Source organism: Desulfovectis peckii (assembly GCF_055391705.1).
On record NZ_AP042409.1, the window covers coordinates 857,167 to 880,667 of the forward strand.

A 23,501-nucleotide genomic window follows, 5' to 3' on the forward strand; every position below is an offset into this window, starting at 1 on the left:
GTAACGTACTTTACAAACTTTTTTAACTAGTAAATTAATCTATATGATCTTTAGTTTATCAGATATCCCATATCTGTTTTTGCTGATTCTCAAAGAAAAATAAGAATGTTACATTATAGATAAGAACAATTGTGATAGACCTAACAAAAACTATCGGGACCAAATGTCAACTAAGTATTAATTGTAACAAAAGCAAGAAAGGAGATAGGTAGATGAACCGAAAGGCCCTAACTAACAAAGTGTTGGTATTAGGTATTGATGGTATGGATCCTAAAATTAGTCGGAAATACTTGGCTGAAGGCAAAATGCCTAACTTACAAAAGTTTATTGAACGTGGTTCAGCCAGAGAAGACTTAGGTATGCTTGGGGCAATTCCAACGATTACCCCTCCTTGTTGGACGACACTTGCTACAGGTGCTTATCCCGGAACCCATGGCATTACTTGCTATTGGAGACAATCACCGGAGAGCCTGGATGCTGTAGTTTACAATTTGGATTCTCGCAATTGTACTGCAGAACAGGTATGGAATATCACAGCTGAAGCAGGGCTTAAAACGCTGGTTTGGCATTGGCCCGGAAGTTCCTGGCCGCCAACCTCTAATAGTGAAAATCTGCATGTTGTTGACGGCACGCAGCCGGGTTCTGTAAATATGGGCGTTGCTCAACTGGATTGGGAAAAAGTTATCTTTGCATCACCGGAAGTTGAAGAAGTACGTTATGCCCCAAGGGTAGAAAAGCCGGCCGGTGTTGGCTGTATCATTAATGATTTGGATGAAGTTTTAGGCGAAGAAGTTGAAGATGAAATGATGGAACTTTGGTGGGGCGATAAAGCTCGTGAAGGTGGCGAAATTCGTACCTACGTTATGGATCTTGAAGATACGGAAATGATTATCGGTAGTAAGGTTGCCTATGATATTGTAAACTCTCCTCTCAAAGATGCCGAGGGTTGGGCAAATGCTCCGGAAGGCGCTAAAGAATTCACGATCCTAACATCCGGTGGGATGGTTAGACGCCCGGCCTTAATTCTTAAAAACGAAGCCGGCGAATATGATCGCGTTGCCATTTATAAGAATAAGAAAGCAACAGAGCCCATTGTTGTTCTGGAAAAAGGCAAAATGGTAACCGGTATCATTGATGACGTTATCAAAAAAGGAGTTACCAAGCCGGCATGCCGTTCCTATAAGATTCTTGAACTTGATCCGGCAGGCAACAAAGTCAGAATCTGGATTAGCAATGCACTTGATATTTCTAACGACCAATTATGGCATCCGAAAGATCTCTATAAAGAAATTGTTGAAAACATTGGTCATGTTCCGCCCGTTAGTTTAATCGGTGGGGAAGATGATGAATTAGTACGTGAAATTTTTGAACCGTCCTGGGCTTTGTATAACAAATGGCAGGCTGATTGCCTAAATTATTTAATCAAAGAAAAAGAATATCAAGTAGTATTTACTCACTTGCACAATGTTGACTGTGCCGGCCACCAGTTGTGGCATTTAGCTAAGACACTGGAGCCATGGAAACATACAGATGAAAAAATTTATCAAGGATTTATTGAAAAATTCTATGAGCAAACAGATGATTATATCGGCGAATTCCTGCATTTGCTGGATGAAGGTTGGACAGTGCTAATTGTAAGTGACCATGGCCTGATAGTTGGGGAAAATGTGCCGCCTATTTTGGGTGAGTACGGCGGTCTGAATACAAAAGTTATGGAAGAACTGGGCTATACAGTATTGAAAAAAGATGAAAACGGCAATACCTTACCGGAAGTTGACTGGGAAAAGACAAGAGCCGTACAGATTCGCAGCAACTATATCTATATTAACCTCAAAGGCCGGGACAAATACGGTATTGTAGATCCTAAAGATAAATACGACTTAGAAGAACAAATCATCTCTGACTTGTACAACTACAGAGATCCGGAAACCGGTAAGCGTGTTGTCGGCATTGCTCTGCGAAACAAAGATGCTGTGTTACTCGGCGTCCATGGACCTGAATGTGGTGACATCTTCTTCTCAATTGAAGAAGGATTCAACAGATTACATGGCGACAGCATTTCAACTTCAGAAGGATATTTTGATACTTCAGTTTCACCAATATTTGTTGCAGCAGGCCCCGGTATTAAGCCTGGGTTTACAACAGAACGTATTATCCGGCAAGTTGATATTGCGCCTACTATATCAGTATTGCTAGGTTTGCGTTTCCCTGCGCAATGTGAAGGAGCCCCAATTTATCAAATCTTCACCGAAGAAGTTTGATAAAAATATATGCGCAGCTATCAGAAAAAGTAGCACTCTGATAGCTGCTTTTTAAATGTATCATCTAAGACCGACTAAACTGCCGATGTAAATATATTAGTTAAATTAAAGGAGTGGGAATATGTCTTTACAACAACTAAAAGGAAGCAATTTCGATGAAATTATCTATGATAACTGTGAGCCCTGTCTGGTTATATTTTCAAGAAAAAACTGCCATGTCTGTAAAGAAGTTGTTCCCATGTTAGAAGAATTGCAGCCGCAATATGAAGGGAAATTTGCTTTCTATTATGTTGATGTTGAAGAAGATAAGAACCTGTACCAAAGGTTTTCTTTAAAAGGAGTTCCGCAAATCCTCTTTTTCAATGACGGCGAGTATCGGGGGAAACTTGCTGGTAATGTCGAGGATGAAGAGGTCGAAGAAAAGATTGCAGAAGTTCTTGGCGCATAAAACTCGATTAAAAGGATGTGGAATAGATGGCTAATAATTACGACTTAGTCATTGTTGGCGGCGGCCCTGCCGGACTTACCGCAGCTATCTACGGTGGTAGGGCTAAGCTTAAGACTTTAGTGATCAACAAAGGAACAATTGGTGGGCTAGTGGATAATACCCGGGAAATTGTCAATTATCCGGGATATACAAAAACCAGTGGCCCTGAACTGATGAAAGATTTTTATAATCACGCTTTGAGCTTTGGGGTTGAATTTCTCAAAGGGGAAGTAGTAAGCGTAGACTTTTCAAAAGAAAAGAAAGTTGTTAGAACCAAAAAAGGTCAGGAATTTACCGCTAAAGCGGTGATCCTTGCCGTGGGCACTCAACCGCGACTCTTAAATATCCCCGGCGAAAAAGAACTGCGGGGTAGCGGTGTTGCTTACTGTGCTACCTGTGATGCCGAGTTCTTTGAAGGTGAAGATGTAGTTGTAGTGGGCAGCGGTGACCAAGCTATTGAAGAGGGTATGTATATTACCAAGTTTGCCCGCAAAGTTACAGTAATAGTTTTGCATGATGAGGGTATTTTAGACTGCAATAAGGTCAGTGCCGAAAGAGCTTTTAAAAACGAAAAGATGGAATTTATCTGGAATTCAACTGTTACCGAAGTGCTTGGTGAAGATAGTGTAGAAGGGGTAAAAATTAAGAATCTCAAAACCGGCGAAATTACGGATTTTAAATGCCAGGGTGTATTCTTCTTTGTTGGCATGGTGCCGGCAACGGGTTTTCTTAAAGGCAGCGGCATAGAGCTGGATGAAAGAGGATATATTCCGGTAAATGATCTGATGGAAACCAACATTGAAGGGGTATATGCAGCCGGTGACAGCCGGGTGAAATACCTAAGACAAGTTGTTTCCGCTGCCGGTGACGGTGCTACTGCCGCTGTAGCTGCCGAGCGGTACATTGAAGAACTTAATAACTTTAATAATGAAGTTGTGCAAAGTGAGAAAAAGGTGCTACTGCTGTTCTTCAATGCAAAAGTAAATGAAAGTTTAGAGTTTGCTACATTGTTGGAAAAATTAAACAATGAAATCGGTAACCAATATAAAATAGTTAAAGTAGATATGGCAACTAAGAAGAATTTGGCCGCTAAGTATCAGGTTGAAACCGTTCCTACTGTAGTAGTGTTGGAACAGGGAAAAGAAATCAAACGACTGGATTGCACCATGGATGAAGCAAAACTTAAATCTCAAATTTGCTAACTATTTAACTTAGGTTCCGCTGAACTGCTTTCTTAATAGAGGTTAATTTGCTTAATAACACTTTTAGCTATCGAATATCTGAGAACGCAAGTTCTTAGATATTCGAATTTTGTAAGTAAGGAGAGGTCGTACAAAATGATGACGTCTGCAAATATGACAGCTTTTATGATGAAGGAACAACTGAATGCCAATTTTGCCAAAAAAGGTGTATTAACCGGCCTCTTCAGCGGCTGTATTTGGGGCTTGAACAGTGTGCTCTTAGGATTGGCAATGGCGATGGTGCCTGTGATGGGTGCCAAAGCAGCGATATTTGCCATCCCGCTGACCGGTGCTTGTATCAATGATTTTATTGCGGGGATCTGGCTTTTGCTTTATAACGGTGCGGCCGGGCGGATTAAAGAAATTATTCGCAGCTTGAAAACCTTTCCCGGGATAATGGTTGTGATAGCTGCTTTGGCAGGAGGGCCTATTGCCAATAGCGGTTACCTGTTGGGAATTTCTTTGGCGGGACCTGCTTATGCTTTAACTATTACCGCCTTATATCCCCTTATTGGTGCGATTCTTTCTCGGATTTTCCTAAAACAGCGAATTTTGCCTCGTGTAGCGGTTGGTATGGTGATTTGTGTTATCGGGGCTATCGTCATATCTTATGTGCCCCCTGAAGGCGGAAACAGCTCGAGCTTTTACCTTGGTATTCTCGCAGCATCTATTGCCGCTTTGGGTTGGGGCACAGAAGCTGTTTTGGCCGTGTTCGGTATGTCTATGATTGACCCGAAAATTGCTATTAATATTCGTGAACTGACTTCCGGCATTTGTAATGGTCTTTTTATTCTACCCTTGGTCGGTGGCTGGGCTGTTATTTCTCAAATTGTTACTCTGCCCCAAACTCTTGGCGCTTTTGCCATTGCTGCTTTAGCGGCAGCGGTATCTTATTTGGCATGGTATAAGTGTAACACTACCATTGGTGTTGCCAAAGGGATGGCCCTTAACGGAACTTATGTCATGTGGGGTGTTATCTTTTCCGTTATTATCTTGAACACGCCCCTGACGCAAAATTTGCTTATAGGTAGTGTTTTGGTACTGATTGGTGCTACTCTTGTGGCTATTAACCCGAAAGAATTCTTCAATAAAAGACAGGGGGCATAATCATGACTGATACATTACCGTTAAGATTTAGAATTCTTCATTATATTTCTACTGTCGATAAAACCTGTGTTGATGATGTAATGAAGGCATTAGAACCGGAATATGGCCGGGAAAGACAGTTTAAAAAACAGGTCATAAGGGATCATCTCCTCGACATGAAGGCAAACCAAATTATTGATGATAATGATGTGACACTGGACGAGAATGGAAAACTGGTTATCTACTACTCCATCAGGGAAGAAGGGAAAAAACTGCTCGATAAATATCTTCCTAAACGATGGAGAGAAAAATAGGTAAAAGATGATAGGCATTTAGTGGACAATATATACAAAGTCAGCGGGCCGGTTTTGACGGGGATGCCACTTTTGAAGGGATATATGCCATAGCTCACATCAGGTTAAGTTCTAAACCCGGCCCGCAATTTTTCATTATATTATTTTTTCACCGGTGACTTTTGATAAAACTCTATGTTTTGCTGAGACAATTTTTCTTCCCAAATCATTTGCAGCAGTGCTAATTCATCAGTGTAATCTGTTTTGGACTCATCTTTTTTATCATATTCCAGACGGTCAATAATCTCAAAAGTAAAGTTAGCTTCGCCGTATTTTTGCCAATCTTTTTGCAGTTCCTTGTTAGGGTGGCGGCCGGCATTAAGCTTAAATTTGCTGCTGTTTATTTTGCTTTTTAAATCTGTGGTTGCTTCTAAATAGCACTTATTGTTAGAGTGACTGCGAATGATAAATACCCCCATTGGCGGCTTCATTTCTTTATACTGCAATTTCAATTCTTTTTTTCTGTCCATATTTAATACCCCATCTCTTTTAATATTCGGGATAGAGTGCGCAATCGTTCACCCAACAGCTCACTGTCTTCACTTAAGGCTTGGTTAAATAATTTGATATCTTGATCAATTTTTTCATTATCAGTACACACCGCTACGGTCATGGCATCGCCCTGTAAACCAACCCGATCAATAAGGGGTTTTTCCGGGTCATAAAAGTTTTCATAACGGTATGCTTCGCTGAAATACTGCAGCGCCCGACAAACAAGAATGGCCAAATCAAGAACGCGGTGCAGCGGCAATTCTTCAGATTGTCTGGACCATCTATCCCCGGTGTGTCTCCATACTTTGGCTGAAATTTCTACTTTACCGCGGTCATTCCACTGGGCCAACCCCAGGGATAGCCCTTTGGCATCGGAATGATAAGCATACCTGCCGTCAACATTTTCGTAGTTTTCACAGACAATTACCGGTTTGTGCTTTAACGTAGTCGGTATTTTCATTTTTACCCCCCATATAACCTTTATGTAATTACTAAATTAGTAAATTACTAAATTACTAAGCACAATATATTTCATTCATATTAAAATGTCAAGCATTATGATACTGAGGCAGCCGAGAAAGCATACAAAAGCCTCCCATGATGGGATAGGGGGGCTTTTTTATTATAAAGTTGCAGCTGATTATATTACTTTAAAGTTTGATTTTTTTCGTTGATAGTAATAGAATTAATTTATTCGATGAAATAAACACAAAAAGAGGTAAAACTATGAAGGCAAAAAAACCAAATGAACAATTGATTGGCGTTGTTGCTGCCATCGCTGCATATTTATTATGGGGTTTTTTACCGATTTATTGGAAACTGATTGAACAAGTTCCGGCTTATGAAATACTGGCCCACCGATTTGTGTGGTCTTTTGTTTTTATGGTGCTTGTTTTACTGATCACGGCTAAAGTAAGTAACTTTTTTACAGAAGTACGGGAACTGCTGCGCCAACCCAAACAATTTTTATGTGTGGTTGTGGCGGCGTTAATTATTACCGTAAACTGGGGTACATACATTTGGGCGGTAAACAACGAACATATTGTTGAAGCCAGTCTAGGATATTACATAAATCCGTTAGTTAGCGTGTTATTAGGAATAATTGTGCTCAAAGAAAGACTTTCCTTCTGGCAAACGGTTTCTTTTATTTTGGCGGCAATAGGCGTATTAAACATGACGGTTAATTTTGGCTCTGTTCCCTGGATAGCTTTAACACTGGCTTTAAGCTTCGGTTTTTACGGATTGCTGAAAAAAACAGTCAACTTAGGAGCGATTTCCAGCATTACTTTAGAGACATTGTTGATTACACCCTTTGCCTTAAGCTATTTGGCTTTTATTCACCAAAAGGGCAGCGGTGCTTTTAGTTTAGCAGAACCAATTTTGGCACTGCTTTTAATGGGTGCAGGTGCAGCTACCGCAACTCCGCTGCTTTTGTTCTCTAGCGGAGCAAAAAGCCTACCCCTGTCAGTATTGGGCTTTATTCAGTATATTGCACCGACAATATCCCTGATTATCGGTGTATTTTTATATCACGAACCCTTTACATCGGTACATGCGGTATCATTTGCCTTTATCTGGACTGCACTGCTCATTTTTTCACTGGCCAAAACCAAATTGTTTGTCCGGGGAGAAGCGATAGTGCATAAAAAATTGCATCACCGGGTAAGCAATTTGACACTAAACAAACACAATTAATCAAGGGCTGAAGCACAACGAACTAAAGGTTTGTAGCGCTTCAGCTTTTTTGTGTACAGGGGCGGGTTTCATAGCTTCCGCCTGCGCCCTAGGGGCTTGCCGGAACCTAAGTTTTCTTAACGGAGCGTAAATACCTTGGCGGCTGCATCTATAAAAACGGGCCCATGCTTCTCGCCTCTACTTATTTAGAAAAAAATAACTTTCAAACCATAATAATCACAAGTGTCAGTCACATATAAAAGCACGAAAGAATCATAATAATAAAGTGCAAAGTTTGGAGGTTTAAAAGATGAAAAAGCTAATATGCTGTATTCTGTTATTGTGCTTTAGTGTGATGCTGCCTACGGATGTAACGGCACAAACCGATAGGGAAACTCCGGCGGAAATAACTGAAAATGATGATCAAAAGATATTTAAAAACAACTTTAAAGGCATGGAAAAAGCCTATCAAGGGCCATTGCCCTGGGAAAACAATGACCAGTTTCAGGCAGCCTTGGCAGAACTGCCCGGTGCCAAGTTAATGGCTGCTTATAAAGTGTTACTGCCTGAGCCGACCGAGGGGGAAGAGTCTAACATCGCTCTGGCTGTAAAAAAATTGGCCGGGACGGTAGTAAAGCCGGGTGAAACATTCTCTTATAATAATACCGTCGGTCCTTTCACTGAATACCATGGCTTTCAAAAAGGGTCAGGCTTTGTGGGAAACCGCATTGTAACTATGACCGGCGGTGGGGTTTGCAAAGTGGCTTCGGTGTTATACAACGCGGTTACCTTTTGCGACTTGCCGATCATTATGCACAGCACTCATTCTATGACGGTGCCGTATGTGCCGCCCGGGCAGGATGCCACTGTATGTTATGGCGCTAAAGATTTGCGCTTTTTAAATAACACCGAAAAACCGATTTTAATTTGGTCACAAAAAGTAGATAACGCCCTTTATGTTGGTTTATACGGCTATAAAGAACCGCCCGAAGTAATTTGGCATCATAAAATAATCAAAGAAATTGATTATTGGACAATAACCCGCATAAATCCTAATCTTAAAGCCGGAGAACAAAAGGTAGTAAGACCGGGTAGCAAAGGCTTGATTGTAAAATCCTGGGTAACGGTAAAAACAGCGGACGGAAAAGTAAAGATTAAAGATAAGGGTAAGAGTTGGTACAATGCCTGTCCGGAAATAATTGAAAAAGGGCAGTAACCTGATCATTCGGTAAGGCTAGAATGTTGGCATTGCTTGCAACATTGTAAGAAAAAGTCTTGACTGTTCCAAGACGGCACGGTCAAGACTAATTTAATCCTTACTAACCGCTAACTAACCAACTAATAGCTGATAATCGACTCCCATCCACTTTGTAGCAATTTTTGTTGACAAAATAAACCTATACTATATAATAGTCTATGTTGCATAAATAATATTCAACATAAATTTTGGAGGATTGTTATGAATGTTTCTGAATTTAAAGACAAAATTTGGGATTACACCAGACTAATCAGCGAAAACTCAAACCAGGTTTTTAGTCCAATAGTTGAGCAATATGGGCTGACTATGCTACAGGTAAGAATTTTGCTGGAACTACATCGAAATGACTGGCACAGCATTGGCAGTTTGGCTGACAGTATCAATATTGCCGGAGCAAATATATCTGCAATGTGCAAAAAGCTGGAAAACAAAGGACTGTTGGAACGAGTCAGAGATCAATCTGATGAAAGGGTAGTAAAGGTTACTATAACTCAAAAGGGTAGCCAAACAGTATCAGAGATAGAACAAAGACTAAACGAAAAATTTTTACAAATAATTAATAGCGAAACAGAAGAAAATCTACGCGATATTGTTATCGGGATGGAGAAATTAAACAACCTGCTGGTTAAGATTCAGTCGCTAGACAAGTCAAATTAAACCCAATTGAAAAGGAGACGTGAAATGAGAGAAGAAAACAATTCGAAAAAACCGCTGTTAAATTATCTGATAATTGCTATTGCAACTGTAATTCTATTAAATGCTTTTATTTTTCCGATTCTGTTTAGTAAGCAAATTACCCAAGTTGATTATGGAACTTTTTTAAAACAAATTGAAAACGGCCGAGTAGAAAAAGTTGAAATCCGAGAGAATAAAATTGGCTTTGTAGTTGGCAACCAGTTATATGTCACCGGCCGCATGGATGACCCGGATTTGGTCAATCGTTTATACAACGCCAATGTTAAATTTAATAAGGTTATTCCCAGAGAAACTTCGCCGCTTTTAAGCATTATATTAGCGTGGGTTTTTCCGCTGCTGCTGTTTTTTGCATTTTACAAGCTGTTTTTCAGCAAAATGCAAGGCGGCGGTGGCGGCTTAATGTCCTTTGGCAAAAGTAATGCCAAGGTATACGTTGAAGCGGAAACCGGCGTTACCTTTGATGATGTTGCCGGCCAGGAAGAAGCAAAAGAAGCCCTGCAAGAAATAGTGGAATTTCTGCATAACCCCAAAAAGTACAAGGAAATTGGGGCAACTATTCCCAAAGGGGCACTGTTAGTGGGCCCACCGGGTACAGGGAAAACACTGCTGGCCAGGGCGGTAGCAGGAGAATCAAAAGTTCCCTTCTTTTCCATTTCCGGATCAGAGTTTGTCGAGATGTTTGTCGGCATGGGAGCGGCAAGAGTGAGAGATTTATTTAAAAAAGCGCATGAAAAGGCTCCCTGTATTGTATTTATTGATGAAATCGATACTATCGGTAAAAATCGTAATTCATCGTTGAGCAGCAGCGATGAAAGAGAGCAAACGTTAAATCAATTGTTGACTGAAATGGACGGATTTCAACCGGACAAAGGAGTAGTGATTTTAGCCGCTACCAACCGGCCGGAAGTTTTAGATAAAGCACTGCTTCGCCCCGGAAGGTTCGACCGGAGAATCCCGGTGGAGCTGCCGGATTTAAGAGGGCGGGAAGCTATTTTAAAGGTACATGCGAAAAAAATTAAATTAAATTCAAACGTTGACTTAAATGCGATTGCCCGGGCAACACCGGGAGCCTCCGGTGCAGACTTAGCCAACATTATCAATGAAGCGGCGCTGCGGGCAGTAAAACTGGGCCGTCAAGAAGTAACTCAAAATGATTTAGAAGAGTCAGTAGAGGTTGTTATTGCCGGATACGAAAGAAAAAATGCGGTACTGACGCCGGAAGATAAAATGACTATTGCTTATCACGAGATAGGGCATGCTATAGTGGCGGCAAAGCAAAAGCATTCTGCGCCGGTGCATAAAATTTCCATTATCCCCCGTACTTCCGGAGCATTGGGTTACACCATGCAGGTGGAAGAAGATGAAAAAGTGCTTTTAACCAAAGAAGAGGCTTTGGATAAGATTACCACCTATATGGGCGGACGGGCTGCAGAGGAAATTGCATTAAATACCATTACCACCGGTGCATCTAATGATATTGAACAGGCAACCAAAATTGCCCGCGCGATGGTTACCAGATTTGGCATGAGCCAAAGGTTCGGCATGATGGCTTTAGAGACGGTGAACAATCCTTACTTAGGAGGAGATACTTCCCTTTTGGTAGCGGCCGAAACTGCCTCCCAAATTGATGAAGAAGTTTTGCAAATTATTAAGTCCGCTTACCGGCGAGCGGTGCAGATATTAGAAGAAAATATAGATAAACTGCACGAACTGGCTAAATATCTTTATGAGAAAGAAACAATTACCGGAGAAGAATTTATGACCATTTTAGCTGAACAGGCAGAATCAGCTAGCTAACTAATAATCTTATTAAAAAGTCAACCTTATAGGCTGCTGCAAAATCATTTGCAGCAGCCCTTTTGTTTAATCAGACCGATATTATTGCAGCTTGCTGTTAGGAGGCATTGGGCGGTCACCCCAAATATCAAACCGATTGTCAATCAGATGATTCATGCCACGAACCAAGGTATCGTCTTCTAACACACTGTAAAGATGGTAAGCTAAATCTTCCCTTTCTACGAGTACTTCTTCTAAAACTTGAACGGTACCATAATCTTGAAGTTCATGGGCGCGGGCTATTTGTTTGCGGATCATTTCCTGAATTTTTAATTCATGCTCCAGGTCGTTGCGCAGAAAGTCGCGCATTGTGTAGCGCCCTTCAGGTTCATGCTTAATGTAAGAAAGTTCATGCTGGGTTACCGGATGAGCGGTGGGCACCATTCCCAGACGGGCAACCCTTTCGCCAATCATGTCAATATGTTTTTTGGTTTTTTCAATGTGTTCATCAAGCAGGTGATGTAAACTAAGAAAAGATTCAGCACCCTCCGTTAACCAATGGTGCTTGGTATATTGATGCAGAGCCACATGTAAGGCGCACTGATGGTCATCTAACATTAAAGCCATCTCAAAGCGCACTTCTTTCGGCAGGCCGACACCCGCTCCAACATCCTTAACGGTTCGGGGCTGTTGCCTTAAAATCATTGAATGGTCGCTGGAATGACCGGGCATGCTCGGGTCAAATCCGGATTTGTTAAGATTAAATTCGCCCCTAAAATTGCTCATCTTACCCATAACATGGTTTATTTCTTGAGGCGGTTGGTTTATAGGCTGCATGTTTTCCATGGTATACCTCCTTTATAAAAACGCTTATAATTTAGGTTATTATTTCTAAATAATTCCCAAGGTATACATTTATCAGCAGCAATTGACGGATGCGGCTAAAGAAAACCGTTGACGGTTGATAGCAACTGCACTTATCCTTATAGAAAATCGGAGGTGTTTTCTATGCCCATGTCTGCGGAAGAGCTGAAAGCAGCCATTGAGAGTACTAAATTAGAAATACACCGACTTAAGGATAAACTTGAAAAAACTACAGATCCTCAAGAAGTACGCCGCTTAAAAAAAGAACTCAAAGCACTGCGCTACAAACAATTCTGGCATCTTAGTCAAGTAGGCTGAAGGGATTGCTAAACCGGCGTGCCCGGTGGCTGTAATAAAGCCTCTGGTAGCAATAGACCAACAGTTGCTACGGGAGCGAAAGACTGATTTATTTTTGGCATAAGCTTTTCTTTGATACCTATTCCCAGAAGTGATAAAAGAAGAATAACAAAGCTGGGGTAGAACGAATAGCTGTATCAATTAGCTATGAGGTAAAATGCTTAGGTTGAAAGCCAAACTGATATTTCAATAAATATATAATGTGACAAAAAATATATCAACCTTTATCTTCATCTGCCGAAAGCTGGGTTTTGTTTTATATGGTCCTGGTTATAGCTATTAGATTAAACGGGTTAAAACGATACATATTTTATTTGTTGGATAAAAAGTTAGAAAAATTACCATTCAACAAAAAACAAAAAACCTCCGGAAACCCGGAGGCCTTGTTATTATTGGCGGGAGTGTGTGAGAATCGAACTCACCAGGGACGGGATCGCCGCCCCACGACTGGTTTTGAAGACCAGGAGCACCACCAGGCACCATCCACTCCCATGGCAAATTTCATTATACCTTGTTAATTAGAATGAGTCAAGTGAGGGTGTTTGCTTTGCCATCATGGTTTTGCTCCGTGGAAATATGTGTTATTATATAGAAGATACTTTTTGATTTGCGGCCGGTATATATAAAATGAGGTGGTGCGAAAGTGGAAACAAAAACCAAGGGTCAAAAAAACCGAGATGGTGGCCAAAGGAAGCCGATATCTTTAACTACCAAAACAATTACCCGCGTGGGATTGATTGCGGCAGTATATATAGCAGTAACTTTTGCTTTAGCTCCCATTAGTTATGGGATGGTGCAGGTGCGGCTCAGTGAGGCTTTGACGGTTCTGCCTATTATCATGCCGGAGGCGATTCCGGCATTGTACATCGGCTGTCTTTTAGCTAACATTTTGGGCGGCATGGGCCCGTGGGATATTTTTTTAGGCAGTTTTATTACGCTGCTGGCGGCTTTGGCCACCTATGCTTTGCGCCGTTCATGGCTTGCTTATTTACCGCCGGTGCTGTTTAATGCTTTTGGGGTTGGCGCTTATATGGCGTCGCTTACCGGCATACCCTATTGGTACTGGGTTGCCGGTGTAGGTGCAGGTCAAACCGTTGCTGTGGCTGTCGGAGCGCTGCTTTTAGTCAGGTTTAAAAAGTTTATTAAAAATTAAATTAAGTTCGTTTAATAAAATGGACACAAGCCATGCGGTAAGGTGAACTTTGCAAAACCAAGTTTATTAACTGCCGGGAGCTAATGTATTTAAGGATTTCATAAATACTTATCTCCCGGCGTATTTTTTTATGCCTTTTGACATATTCCGGTATAGCTTTTACGCAAATGGTTTTGCTTTCTTTTTTGCCGATAACATTAACTAAAAAGATACAGTCTTGGCAGGTGTGCCGCACTCTTTCCTGCATTTCCGGCAGCATCATGGTGTGGCTGCGATATAAAAAGTTGTTACGATAATAGCGTTTTATTTTGTTTGTGCTCATAATATACACCCAAGTCTGTCAGTGAAACCGCTCTTTTAATGGCATTGTAGCCAAAGCGTTTTTTAATGCCGTCACAGGCTTTTTCCAGTTTTTCTTGTTTTAACATATTGTTAAATATATTCAATTGCTGCTGTCCGGCCGTAGTTAGGTTAGAAAGGCTTAACCCTACCAAACGCACTTTAATGTGCTCGTTCCAATGCTGTTTAAGCAGTTTTAGCGCCCCGCGGTAAACTTCATTAGTTATGTTTGTAGGCTGTTCCAGTGTTAGGGCATGGGTTTTGCTGGCGAAATCCGTGTTTTTTAAGGTCAGTGATACAGTTTTGCCGGCATAGTTTACATTTCGGGCGCGAAAACAAACTTGTTCGGCCAGCTCTAAAATAACCACCTTTATTTCGTTAAGTCCGACGTAGTCGCGGGGCAGGGTAATTTGATTGCCGATACTTTTAATATAATTTGCGTTTCCCGGTTCAACCGGGCTATAATCCAGACCATTGGCTGAGAGGTGAAAAATTTCACCCATTAACCCAAACTTAAGTTTTAAAACATCTGCGGGAAACTTGGCTAAATCACCAATAGTTTTAATATTTAACCGTTGAAAATGCTTTTCGTACCTGCTGCCCACGCCATACAGACGGCGTACCGGCAGCGGCCAGATTTTTTTTGGCACTTCTTCCATGGTAATGCTGCTTAAACCGTTTGGCTTTTCAAACTCGGAAGCCATTTTAGCCAGCAATTTGTTGGGGCCAATGCCTATGCTGCAGGTAATACCAAGCTCTTCTTTAATCCTCCTTTTCATTTTCAAAGCTATTTCTCTAGGCGAGCCAAATAAACCGATTGATCCGGTAATGTCTACAAAAGCTTCATCTATGCTGTAAGGCTCTACTAACGGGCTGAAGTCGCGCAGTATATTCATTGTCCGTGTGGAAAAATCAACGTAATGCTTAAAGCAGGGTGAAACAAAAATACCGTGCGGACATAACTTTTTTGCTTCGTTGACGGTCATGCCCGTTTTAATGCCGTATGGCCCTTTTGCTTCGTAAGATGCAGCCAGCACCACACCGTGTCTTTTTTGCGGATCGCCGCAGACAATTACCGGCTTGCCCCGAATGGCCGGATTTAAGGCTTGGTGCACCGAGGCAAAAAAGCTGTTCATATCAATTAACATAATTACTTTTTTCTCCATAACTGCATTATATACCAAACATATGTTCTGGAACAAGAGGGGGTAAAAAATAATAAAACCGGTAAAATTAACAAGCGGGTAATTAGAATTGGTTTATATTTTTAAACAACCGATTACTAAATTAAACCCATTATTTAAAAATGAAATTATTAGTTGACACTTGTAAAGTAATAGCATAAAATAAATGCAAACAATTATTAAATAAAGTCAAGAGTAAATTTTCAGACTATTATGGTTTATCAAACAGGGGGCGAAACGAAAAAAATGTCACTAGGAGAACGGATAAAGCAAATACGTGAAAATAACAGCCTCAGTGTCCGACAATTGGCTAAAAAAGTAGGCGTTACCGCTAGTTTTATTTACCAGTTGGAACAAGATAAAGTTTCGCCGTCGTTTTCCACTTTAAAAAGTATTGCTAATGCTTTGGAAACTAATATCAGCTTATTTATTGAAGATGAGCTTCCTGAAGAGTGGGTAATTATCCGGAAAAACAATCGCAAAAAAATTGCTACCGGCAGTGAAAATATAAAATTAGAAATGCTGACATTTTTAGGAACCAGAAATAAAAAGATGCAACCGTTGGTTTTTGAAATTCAACCGGGGGAAGAAAAACTGCAACTGCCTTCTTTTAGTGGTTCCCATGAAGACTTTATCTACATAATTCAAGGCGAAGTATTAGTTACAGCCAATAATCTTGTTTACACCATGAAGGAGGGTGATGCCGCCTATTTTATGTTTGACAGTCCTACTGTAATTAAAAATGTGGCGGATAAGAAAGCAGTAGGCTTATGGGTGGTCAGTCCGCCCGGAATATAAGGAAATCTTTATCTAAAAATAAAGGGGGATTAACAATGGGATCGCCGCAAAGAAAATTCCAAAAACTGCAAGAAATTATTGATCGTTATGAGGGGAAAACGGCTAACCTGATAGCTATTTTACAGGAAGTCCAGGATGAATATCGTTATTTGCCGGAAGAAGTGCTGACTTATATCGCTACCGCGATGAATATTCCGCCGGCAACGGTATTTGGGGTTGCTACCTTTTATGCCCAGTTTTCGCTGATTCCTAAAGGTAAGTATGTGATTAAGGTTTGTGACGGTACTGCCTGTCACGTTAGGGGATCAGAGCCAATTAACTTTGCTATTAGGAAAGAATTAAATTTAAAAGACGATCAGCAAACCACCGATGACATGCAGTTTACTTTAGAACGCGTGTCTTGTTTGGGGGCATGCGGTTTAGCTCCGGTAGTTACGGTGAATGATGATGAAGTATATGGGCAGATGACTCCGGAAGGTATTGTGGATGTAATTAACAAGATTAGAGAATCGGATAATCAATAGGCCAGGAAAAAGGGGGCTTTTAAAAATGCTAAAAGTTCTTGAGGATTTAAACAAACTGCAGGCGCAGGCCAAAGAGGCATTAAGTAAAGAAAAAATGCGCATCTTAATTTGCGCCGGTACCGGTTGTGTGGCTAACGGTTCTTTAAAAGTATATGAAACGTTAAAAGAAAAGCTTGTTGCTAAAGGTTTAAATATTAAAGTTGAACTAATGGAAGAAAAAGAAGGCGAGCAATGTGCCGTTAATATCAGCGGCTGTCACGGCTTTTGCCAAATGGGACCGCTGGTACGCATTGAGCCTGCCGGCATCCTTTATGTTCATGTAAAACAGTCAGATGTAGACGATATTGTTGAACAACATGTTTTAAATGGTCAGTTAGTTGAACGTTTATTATACCGGCACCCGATAACCGGTGAAACGGTAAAAACCCAGGATGAGGTTCCGTTTTATAAAAGTCAGGAACGGGTGGCACTGGAACACTGCGGCCGCATTAACCCCGATGACATATATGATTATATTGCCCATGACGGGTATCAGGCTATAGCTAAGGTTATTACTGAAATGAGCCCGCAAGATGTTATTAATGAAGTTTTAGAATCCGGCTTAAGAGGCCGCGGCGGCGGTGGTTTTCCTACCGCGCGGAAGTGGCAGTTTGCTGCAGCGGAAAAATCGGATAAGAAGTATATTATCTGTAACGGTGACGAGGGCGACCCCGGTGCCTTTATGGATCGCAGTTTAATGGAAGGTGATCCTCACCGGGTAATAGAAGGAATGATGATTGCCGGTTACGCCATTGGGGCGGATGAAGGTTATATCTACGTAAGAGCGGAATATCCGCTGGCAGTACAAAGACTGAAAAAAGCAATCGCTGATGCCGAAAAGCTGGGAATGCTCGGTGAAAATATTCTCGGTTCGGGCTTCTCGTTCAAATTGCATATCAAAGAGGGAGCCGGTGCCTTTGTTTGTGGTGAAGAAACGGCGTTAATCGCTTCTATTGAAGGTAAGCGAGGCATGCCTCGTCCGCGTCCGCCGTTTCCGGCAAGCAAAGGGTTATGGGGTTACCCGACTGTAATTAACAACGTCGAAACATTGGCTAACCTGCCGTCTATTTTGCTGCGGGGTGGCAGTTGGTTTAAAGATTTTGGCACAGAAAGCAGTCCGGGGACCAAAACTTTTGCCTTGGCCGGTCAAGTTGCCCACACCGGATTGGTGGAAGTTCCCATGGGGGCGACATTGCGGGAAGTTGTCTTTGACATTGGCGGCGGCTTAAAGGAAGGTAAAAAATTCAAGGCGGTACAAATTGGCGGCCCATCAGGGGGATGTTTAACTGCCGAACACTTAGATACCAAACTGGATTACGATGAATTGAGAAAATTAGGGGCCATGATTGGTTCCGGCGGTTTGGTGGTCATGGGTGAAGATACCTGCATGGTAGAGACGGCAAAATTCTTTATGGGCTTTGTGCAAAGTGAATCCTGCGGTAAATGTGTACCCTGCCGAGAAGGTACCAAGCGGATGTTAGAAATTCTTACCGCAATTACTAAGGGTCAGGCCACGGAAGAAGATTTGGCATTGCTGGAAGAATTGGCTTATGTTGTGCAGGACGGTTCACTTTGTGGGCTTGGCAAAACAGCATCTAATCCGGTATTAACCACACTCCGTTATTTCCGTGATGAGTATATTGCCCACGTGCGTGATAAAAAGTGCCCGGCCGGGGCCTGCAAAGACTTGCAGGATTATCATATCGATCCGGAAAAATGTAAGGGCTGCGGCTTGTGTGCCCGGGTTTGCCCTGCCGGTGCAATCAGCGGAGAAAAGAAACAACCTCATCAGATTAATCAGACTAAGTGTGCTAAGTGCGGAACCTGTATGGAAAAATGTAAGTTTGACGCCATCTATTTGGCTTAAATGTACATGATAAAGGAGTGTGAAACCATGAATACGGGAAAAGTGACAATAGACGGTAAAGTCGTAGAGATAAACAATGCTAAAAACCTTTTGGAAGTGGTGCGCAACGCAGGCATTGAACTGCCGACGTTTTGTTACCATTCGGAATTAAGTGTTTACGGTGCCTGCCGGTTATGTATGGTAGAAGTAGAAAAAATGGGTTTGGTAGCAGCCTGTTCAACAAAGCCGACAGACGGTATGGTAGTGCATACCAATACCGACCGGGTACGCCGTTTGCGCCGGATGATTATTGAGCTGTTATTGGCCAATCACGATCGCGAATGCCCAACTTGTGGTAAAAGTACCACTTGTAAGCTGCAAACACTGGCTAAGCAGTTTGGCGTGACAAAAGTACGCTTTGGCAGCCGCGATACAAAATTACCAATAGATGATTCAAGTACCAGTATTATTAAGGATCCTAACAAGTGCATTTTATGCGGCGACTGTGTTAGAATGTGTAAAGAGATACAAGGAATCGGCGTTTGGGATTTTGCCAACCGCGGCAGTAATACAGTAGTAACTACCGCATTTAATAAGAAATTGTCTGATGTAGCTTGTGTAAACTGCGGTCAATGTGTAGCTGTATGCCCAACAGGGGCGCTGACAGTAAAATCAGAAGTTGAAAAGGCTTGGCAGGCTATTTTTGACCCCGAAAAAACCGTTGTCGTGCAAATTGCTCCGGCAGTGCGGGTAGCATTAGGTGAAGAGTTTGGCATAACCGGTAAGAGTGAATTTGTTACCGGTAAAATGGTAGCGGCATTAAAGAAAATGGGTGTAGATAAAGTTTTTGACACCTTGTTTGCTGCCGATTTAACTACCATTGAAGAATCAATGGAATTTCTGAACCGACTTAAAAACGGTGAAAATCTCCCGTTGTTTACATCATGTTGCCCAGGCTGGATTAAATATTGTGAGCAAAACCATTCTGATTTATTAAACAATTTATCCAGCTGCCGTTCGCCACAGCAAATGTTTGGTTCAGTGGTGAAGAAACACTATGCTAAGAAAATCGGAAAAGATCCCAAAGATGTAGTTTGCATTTCCATTATGCCTTGTACAGCTAAAAAATATGAGGCTAAGAGGCCGGAATTTACCACAGACGGTGTTCCCGATGTTGACATTGTGCTCACTACAGTAGAACTGGCACAAATGATCAAAGAAGCCGGCATGCTGTTTGAAGAATTAGAACCGGTCGGGTTCGACAATCCGCTGGGAATGGGTTCAGGTAGTGCTTTAATATTTGGTGCTTCCGGCGGCGTTATGGAATCAGTAGTGCGCTTTGTAGCCGGATATACCGGCGGAGAAGATGTTGGCCGGGTGGATTTTGAACCCGTTCGTGGTATTGAAGGGATCAAAGAAACAGAATTAGAAGTTGCCGGAAACAAATTAAAACTTGCTGTTGCAAACGGTATCGGCAATGCAGAAAAACTTATCCAAAGGATCAAGAGCGGTGAAGTTACCTATCATGCCGTTGAAGTAATGTGCTGCCCAACCGGTTGCATTGGCGGCGGCGGTCAGCCTGAAGTCAATGATACTGCAGCCAGAATTCAGCGCATGAAGGAGATTTACCGCTTGGATGCTACTAACCAAGTGCATAAAGCGCAAGATAATATTTATGTAAATAAAATATTAAATGAATGGTTTGACGGGCCAGCCAGCCATAGCACACATTCTGATTTGCATACCGGCTACACACCACGCAGAAGAATTTCGGGTAAACCAATTGAAGTTAACGGAACTAAGGAGGAAGGCGCAGTGGAAGTTCAAGTGTGCGTAGGAACAGGTTGTTATCTGCGTGGTTCCTATGATATAATGAGCAAATTTAACGAACTAATAAAACAATTGGATTTAGAAGGGCAAGTACGACTAACCGGAACGTTCTGCTTAGAACATTGTGATAGAGGTGTATCCATTAAAGTCGGCGATGAGATAATCACCGGTGTTACCATGGAAAACGCTGAGCAGATCTTTAAATCGCAAGTGGCGATGAAAGTAAAGTTGGCTGAAGGCAACTAATTTGTAGCTTTCGACAAAGTAAATATGTTAAGATCGAATGGGTACTAACTAATTATCAGCCATTCGAAGGGAATGTATAAAAATGGATTTAATCACCACTGTTGAAGCCAAATGCAGAGACTGCTATAAATGTGTCCGTACATGTCCGGTGAAAGCAATTGCGGTAAATGACGTCAAGAACAAAGAATCAATGCATGTACAAATAATCAGTGAATTGTGTATTAAATGCGGTCATTGCATTTTAAGCTGTCCACAAAATGCTAAAAAGTTAATCACCTATGATTTTGAACAAGTGCAAAAGTTGTTAGAGGCTGGGGAGCCGCTGGCTTGTTCAGTGGCTCCTTCCTTCCCGGCCGCTGTACCGCTAGGCGATCCTTTAATGCTGCCTACCTTACTTCGGCGGTTGGGCTTTAAAATTGTCGAAGAAACATCTGTCGGCGCTGAGCTGGTATCCCGCCAACACCTAAAAATTGGGTTTGATAAACCAATAATCAGCAGTAGCTGTCCAACAATAGTTAATTTAATTGAGCGCTATTATAGTGAGCTGCTGCCGATGCTGGCACCGATTGTACCACCGGTAGTGGCTCACGCCAGGTTAATTAAAAGCAAACATCCGGGTTACAAAGTAGTTTTTATCGGTCCTTGTCTGGCTAAGAAAGACAAAGAACAATCTGAAGCCACCAAAGATGCCGTTGATTTCGCCCTGGGATTTGATGAATTGTGGGAACTGGCAAGGCTCATGGGTATCAGGCTGAATGATTTAACGCCGTCTAAATTTGACAATCCCCCTTCCGGTGTAGCCAGAATGTTTCCTTTGGAGGGCGGTATGCTGAAGTGTGTTAGCAGCGGTTTGGGAGACATTGAACGGGATTACTTTGCAGTCAGCGGTTTGGAAGAGTGCATCTCTTATTTAGAACGCTTGATCAGCGGTAAAGAAAAGTATATGCCAAAGCTAATTGAGCTTTTGGCCTGTAAGGGCGGATGTATTAACGGTCCGCTGATTTTGAGCCGCAAGGAAAGCATTTATTACCGGAAGTTAAAAGTTTTAGATTATCATCGGGCTTATCAGGATGCCCAAGAAGAATTCCGGGAAGAGCTGCCTGACGAATTAATGCAGTGCAAATACCGTTCGAAAGATATTTACCTGCCATATCCCTCTGAAGCGGAACTGCGAATGATATTGGAAAAAACAGGTAAATATTCACAGGAAGATGAGTTGAACTGTGGAGCCTGTGGTTATGACACCTGTCAAGAAAAAGCAATTGCCGTTTTTCATGGCAAGGCCGAACTGCAGATGTGCATTCCATACATGCGTAAGCGAGCTGAGTCTTTATCCTCTGTGGTTACTGCCTCTATGCCTAGCGGGTTAATTATTGTAGATCAGGACATGACGGTTTTAGAAATGAATCCGGCTGCAGAAAAGATGTTTAAATATCCGGCACGGCATTTGATAGGCAAAAAACTTGACAACTTAATTCCAGCTGATAACTTCATCAGGGTAATGAATAGCGGCGAATCACTGTCCATTTGCAGTGATTACCCGCATCGCGACCTTGTTACCCGTGAATATATTTTCCCTGTTGAAAATGAAAAAATAGTTGTAGGTATTTTTGTCGATATTACCGCCAACAAGCGGGAACGGGAGCAGTTTGAGTTAATTAAAAACCAAACCATTGCTAAGGCACAGGAAGTAATTGAAAAACAAATGACGGTAGCTCAGGAAATTGCCGGATTATTGGGCGAGGCAACTGCAGAAAGCAAAATCCATTTAACCAGATTGATTAATTTAATGAGAGCAGATCCTGCTCGAGAGGAGTAGGCTTTCATGAAATTATTTTACGATTTTGGCATTGCCCAATTAAAGAAATTCGGTGAAGAGCTATGCGGAGACAGCGTAGAGATTTTTAAAACAGATGAAGCAGATATTGTAGTTATGTCAGATGGCTTAGGTAGTGGTGTCAAGGCAAACATTTTGTCTACGATTACAGTGAAAACAGCCGGCACGATGCTGAAAATGGGTGGTCAAATTGATGAGGTAATTGAAACCATTGCTAGTACATTGCCGATTTGTAAAGAAAGAAAACTTGCTTACAGCACCTTTTCAGTGGCTCAACTGCGCAAAGACGGTCGCACCTATTTAGTGGAATACGATAATCCGGCTGCCTTTTTCGGCCATCGTCAAAGGCTGATTACCCCACACACTGTAACGCGTACCATTGGCGGTAAAAGAATCAATGAAACGTTTTACGGAATGCGTGACGGCGATTGGCTGGTCATTATCAGTGACGGTATACTGCATGCTGGTGTGGGCATGGTAATGAATATGGTGTGGGGCCGGGATCGCATCGGTAATTTTTTAGAACATACCGCTTCCCCTGAAAAAAGTGCATCGGAATGGGCCGAAGAAGTGGCTAATTTGTGTTATAATCTATACGGGGAAAAACCGGGAGACGATGCCACCGTTGTGGTAGTTAAAGCCCGTCAGCCCCGTTATGTGACAGTTATGATTGGCCCACCCCGGTTTAAAGAAGACGACCGTAAAGTAGTGGATATGCTGATGAACGGTCCGGGAGCCAAAGTGGTGTGCGGGGGAACAACCAGCAATATTGTGGGCCGTGTTTTAGGGCGCAAAGTTGCTATTGATTTATCCTCTAATGATAAAAATATACCGCCTTGCGGCATGCTGCCGGGGATTGATTTGGTAACCGAAGGTGCGGTTACGCTGGTATATGCTGTAGAACATTTAAAGTACGGCACTAAGATAAGCGAGTTGAAAAGCAAACGCGACGGAGCGAGTCGATTGGCTGTATTGCTGAAAGAGGCTGATAGTATTCATTTTATTATCGGTACAGCGGAAAATCCGGCGCTGCAAGGTATAGGCGTACCGGCAATTTATACCTATAAACAGCATGTTATACGGGATTTGATTTCAGTGTTAAAAGCACAGGGAAAAACAGTAAAGGAAACATATTATTAAGAGGCATGGCAGGGGATGAT

At 42.0% G+C, this 23,501-nt stretch carries 22 protein-coding genes and 1 tRNA gene; 17 read left to right on the forward strand and 6 right to left on the reverse strand.

The genetic code is table 11. The features are described 5' to 3' along the window. Positions 1–212: 212 nt before the first annotated feature. From ACZ5NG_RS04310 to ACZ5NG_RS04330, 5 genes are all read left to right on the forward strand, one after another. Positions 213–2,261 carry an alkaline phosphatase family protein gene (locus ACZ5NG_RS04310; protein ID WP_464252767.1) on the forward strand — a complete coding sequence of 683 codons (2,049 nt, stop codon included), beginning with the start codon at positions 213–215 and terminating at the stop codon, positions 2,259–2,261. 121 nt (positions 2,262–2,382) lie between these two features. Continuing rightward, entirely contained in the window at positions 2,383–2,709 is a 327-nt protein-coding gene (locus ACZ5NG_RS04315) for a thioredoxin family protein (protein WP_464252768.1), read from the forward strand. Between the two features lie 26 nt (positions 2,710–2,735). Next, complete coding sequence (trxB, locus tag ACZ5NG_RS04320; RefSeq protein ID WP_464252769.1) at positions 2,736–3,950, forward strand: thioredoxin-disulfide reductase; 1,215 nt, start codon at positions 2,736–2,738, stop codon at positions 3,948–3,950. Between the two features lie 135 nt (positions 3,951–4,085). Further along, entirely contained in the window at positions 4,086–5,096 is a 1,011-nt protein-coding gene (locus ACZ5NG_RS04325; protein WP_464252770.1) for a DMT family transporter, read from the forward strand. Positions 5,097–5,098: 2 nt separating this feature from the next. Next, positions 5,099–5,389, forward strand: a complete 291-nt coding sequence (locus ACZ5NG_RS04330; protein ID WP_464252771.1) for a hypothetical protein — start codon at positions 5,099–5,101, stop codon at positions 5,387–5,389. Between the two features lie 140 nt (positions 5,390–5,529). On the opposite strand, the gene ACZ5NG_RS04335 is transcribed toward ACZ5NG_RS04330, so the two are convergent. Both ACZ5NG_RS04335 and ACZ5NG_RS04340 read right to left on the reverse strand, forming a co-directional pair. Further along, a complete protein-coding gene (locus tag ACZ5NG_RS04335; protein ID WP_464252772.1) occupies positions 5,530–5,898 on the reverse strand; it encodes a GIY-YIG nuclease family protein in 369 nt (122 codons plus the stop codon). A gap of 2 nt (positions 5,899–5,900) precedes the next feature. Continuing rightward, the gene (locus ACZ5NG_RS04340; protein ID WP_464252773.1) at positions 5,901–6,380 is read right to left on the reverse strand and encodes a DUF6530 family protein; all 480 of its coding nucleotides are present in this window, start codon (positions 6,378–6,380) and stop codon (positions 5,901–5,903) included. 266 nt (positions 6,381–6,646) lie between these two features. Here ACZ5NG_RS04340 and rarD point away from each other — a divergent pair, with 266 nt between their 5' ends. The 4 genes from rarD (at position 6,647) to ftsH (ending at position 11,345) form a co-directional block, all read left to right on the forward strand. Continuing rightward, positions 6,647–7,615: an EamA family transporter RarD gene (gene rarD, locus ACZ5NG_RS04345; RefSeq protein WP_464252774.1), complete on the forward strand. Its 969-nt coding sequence runs from the start codon at positions 6,647–6,649 to the stop codon at positions 7,613–7,615. Between the two features lie 289 nt (positions 7,616–7,904). Beyond that, positions 7,905–8,810, forward strand: a complete 906-nt coding sequence (locus ACZ5NG_RS04350) for a VanW family protein (protein WP_464252775.1) — start codon at positions 7,905–7,907, stop codon at positions 8,808–8,810. A gap of 243 nt (positions 8,811–9,053) precedes the next feature. Then, positions 9,054–9,509 carry a MarR family winged helix-turn-helix transcriptional regulator gene (locus ACZ5NG_RS04355; RefSeq protein ID WP_464252776.1) on the forward strand — a complete coding sequence of 152 codons (456 nt, stop codon included), beginning with the start codon at positions 9,054–9,056 and terminating at the stop codon, positions 9,507–9,509. Positions 9,510–9,533: 24 nt separating this feature from the next. Then, the gene (gene ftsH, locus ACZ5NG_RS04360; RefSeq protein ID WP_464252777.1) at positions 9,534–11,345 is read left to right on the forward strand and encodes an ATP-dependent zinc metalloprotease FtsH; all 1,812 of its coding nucleotides are present in this window, start codon (positions 9,534–9,536) and stop codon (positions 11,343–11,345) included. 81 nt (positions 11,346–11,426) lie between these two features. On the opposite strand, the gene ACZ5NG_RS04365 is transcribed toward ftsH, so the two are convergent. Continuing rightward, positions 11,427–12,170, reverse strand: coding sequence for a Dps family protein (locus ACZ5NG_RS04365; RefSeq protein ID WP_464252778.1), 744 nt, complete (start codon positions 12,168–12,170; stop codon positions 11,427–11,429). A gap of 162 nt (positions 12,171–12,332) precedes the next feature. Here ACZ5NG_RS04365 and ACZ5NG_RS04370 point away from each other — a divergent pair, with 162 nt between their 5' ends. Continuing rightward, positions 12,333–12,506: a hypothetical protein gene (locus ACZ5NG_RS04370; RefSeq protein WP_464252779.1), complete on the forward strand. Its 174-nt coding sequence runs from the start codon at positions 12,333–12,335 to the stop codon at positions 12,504–12,506. Positions 12,507–12,938: 432 nt separating this feature from the next. On the opposite strand, the gene ACZ5NG_RS04375 is transcribed toward ACZ5NG_RS04370, so the two are convergent. Continuing rightward, positions 12,939–13,036: transfer RNA gene (locus tag ACZ5NG_RS04375), tRNA-Sec, on the reverse strand. 152 nt (positions 13,037–13,188) lie between these two features. Between ACZ5NG_RS04375 and ACZ5NG_RS04380 the strand changes: the two genes are divergently transcribed. After that, the gene (locus ACZ5NG_RS04380; protein ID WP_464252780.1) at positions 13,189–13,698 is read left to right on the forward strand and encodes a QueT transporter family protein; all 510 of its coding nucleotides are present in this window, start codon (positions 13,189–13,191) and stop codon (positions 13,696–13,698) included. Position 13,699: 1 nt separating this feature from the next. Here ACZ5NG_RS04380 and ACZ5NG_RS04385 read toward each other — a convergent pair whose 3' ends face one another. Together ACZ5NG_RS04385 and dinB are read right to left on the reverse strand one after the other, a co-directional pair. Further along, positions 13,700–14,020 carry a hypothetical protein gene (locus ACZ5NG_RS04385; protein WP_464252781.1) on the reverse strand — a complete coding sequence of 107 codons (321 nt, stop codon included), beginning with the start codon at positions 14,018–14,020 and terminating at the stop codon, positions 13,700–13,702. Next, positions 13,986–15,185 carry a DNA polymerase IV gene (gene dinB / locus ACZ5NG_RS04390; RefSeq protein WP_464252782.1) on the reverse strand — a complete coding sequence of 400 codons (1,200 nt, stop codon included), beginning with the start codon at positions 15,183–15,185 and terminating at the stop codon, positions 13,986–13,988. The genes ACZ5NG_RS04385 and dinB overlap by 35 nt, the downstream gene beginning before the upstream one ends. A gap of 282 nt (positions 15,186–15,467) precedes the next feature. Between dinB and ACZ5NG_RS04395 the strand changes: the two genes are divergently transcribed. From ACZ5NG_RS04395 to ACZ5NG_RS04420, 6 genes are all read left to right on the forward strand, one after another. Further along, positions 15,468–16,019, forward strand: coding sequence for a helix-turn-helix domain-containing protein (locus tag ACZ5NG_RS04395; protein ID WP_464252783.1), 552 nt, complete (start codon positions 15,468–15,470; stop codon positions 16,017–16,019). Positions 16,020–16,054: 35 nt separating this feature from the next. Next, positions 16,055–16,543, forward strand: coding sequence for an NADH-quinone oxidoreductase subunit NuoE (gene nuoE, locus ACZ5NG_RS04400; RefSeq protein ID WP_464252784.1), 489 nt, complete (start codon positions 16,055–16,057; stop codon positions 16,541–16,543). A gap of 25 nt (positions 16,544–16,568) precedes the next feature. After that, positions 16,569–18,449, forward strand: coding sequence for an NADH-ubiquinone oxidoreductase-F iron-sulfur binding region domain-containing protein (locus tag ACZ5NG_RS04405; RefSeq protein ID WP_464252785.1), 1,881 nt, complete (start codon positions 16,569–16,571; stop codon positions 18,447–18,449). 27 nt (positions 18,450–18,476) lie between these two features. After that, positions 18,477–20,504, forward strand: a complete 2,028-nt coding sequence (locus ACZ5NG_RS04410; protein WP_464252786.1) for an NADH-dependent [FeFe] hydrogenase, group A6 — start codon at positions 18,477–18,479, stop codon at positions 20,502–20,504. A gap of 82 nt (positions 20,505–20,586) precedes the next feature. Continuing rightward, a complete protein-coding gene (locus ACZ5NG_RS04415; RefSeq protein WP_464252787.1) occupies positions 20,587–22,323 on the forward strand; it encodes a [Fe-Fe] hydrogenase large subunit C-terminal domain-containing protein in 1,737 nt (578 codons plus the stop codon). 6 nt (positions 22,324–22,329) lie between these two features. Further along, positions 22,330–23,481: a SpoIIE family protein phosphatase gene (locus tag ACZ5NG_RS04420; RefSeq protein ID WP_464252788.1), complete on the forward strand. Its 1,152-nt coding sequence runs from the start codon at positions 22,330–22,332 to the stop codon at positions 23,479–23,481. Positions 23,482–23,501: the final 20 nt, after the last annotated feature.

Coding starts and splice junctions, on each gene's coding strand:
- ACZ5NG_RS04310 (WP_464252767.1), top strand. CDS start 213: ATGAACCGAAAGGCCCTAACTAACAAAGTGTTGGTATTAGGTATTGAT.
- ACZ5NG_RS04315 (WP_464252768.1), top strand. CDS start 2,383: ATGTCTTTACAACAACTAAAAGGAAGCAATTTCGATGAAATTATCTAT.
- trxB (WP_464252769.1), top strand. CDS start 2,736: ATGGCTAATAATTACGACTTAGTCATTGTTGGCGGCGGCCCTGCCGGA.
- ACZ5NG_RS04325 (WP_464252770.1), top strand. CDS start 4,086: ATGATGACGTCTGCAAATATGACAGCTTTTATGATGAAGGAACAACTG.
- ACZ5NG_RS04330 (WP_464252771.1), top strand. CDS start 5,099: ATGACTGATACATTACCGTTAAGATTTAGAATTCTTCATTATATTTCT.
- ACZ5NG_RS04335 (WP_464252772.1), bottom strand. CDS start 5,898: ATGGACAGAAAAAAAGAATTGAAATTGCAGTATAAAGAAATGAAGCCG.
- ACZ5NG_RS04340 (WP_464252773.1), bottom strand. CDS start 6,380: ATGAAAATACCGACTACGTTAAAGCACAAACCGGTAATTGTCTGTGAA.
- rarD (WP_464252774.1), top strand. CDS start 6,647: ATGAAGGCAAAAAAACCAAATGAACAATTGATTGGCGTTGTTGCTGCC.
- ACZ5NG_RS04350 (WP_464252775.1), top strand. CDS start 7,905: ATGAAAAAGCTAATATGCTGTATTCTGTTATTGTGCTTTAGTGTGATG.
- ACZ5NG_RS04355 (WP_464252776.1), top strand. CDS start 9,054: ATGAATGTTTCTGAATTTAAAGACAAAATTTGGGATTACACCAGACTA.
- ftsH (WP_464252777.1), top strand. CDS start 9,534: ATGAGAGAAGAAAACAATTCGAAAAAACCGCTGTTAAATTATCTGATA.
- ACZ5NG_RS04365 (WP_464252778.1), bottom strand. CDS start 12,170: ATGGAAAACATGCAGCCTATAAACCAACCGCCTCAAGAAATAAACCAT.
- ACZ5NG_RS04370 (WP_464252779.1), top strand. CDS start 12,333: ATGCCCATGTCTGCGGAAGAGCTGAAAGCAGCCATTGAGAGTACTAAA.
- ACZ5NG_RS04385 (WP_464252781.1), bottom strand. CDS start 14,020: ATGAGCACAAACAAAATAAAACGCTATTATCGTAACAACTTTTTATAT.
- dinB (WP_464252782.1), bottom strand. CDS start 15,185: ATGTTAATTGATATGAACAGCTTTTTTGCCTCGGTGCACCAAGCCTTA.
- ACZ5NG_RS04395 (WP_464252783.1), top strand. CDS start 15,468: ATGTCACTAGGAGAACGGATAAAGCAAATACGTGAAAATAACAGCCTC.
- nuoE (WP_464252784.1), top strand. CDS start 16,055: ATGGGATCGCCGCAAAGAAAATTCCAAAAACTGCAAGAAATTATTGAT.
- ACZ5NG_RS04405 (WP_464252785.1), top strand. CDS start 16,569: ATGCTAAAAGTTCTTGAGGATTTAAACAAACTGCAGGCGCAGGCCAAA.
- ACZ5NG_RS04410 (WP_464252786.1), top strand. CDS start 18,477: ATGAATACGGGAAAAGTGACAATAGACGGTAAAGTCGTAGAGATAAAC.
- ACZ5NG_RS04415 (WP_464252787.1), top strand. CDS start 20,587: ATGGATTTAATCACCACTGTTGAAGCCAAATGCAGAGACTGCTATAAA.
- ACZ5NG_RS04420 (WP_464252788.1), top strand. CDS start 22,330: ATGAAATTATTTTACGATTTTGGCATTGCCCAATTAAAGAAATTCGGT.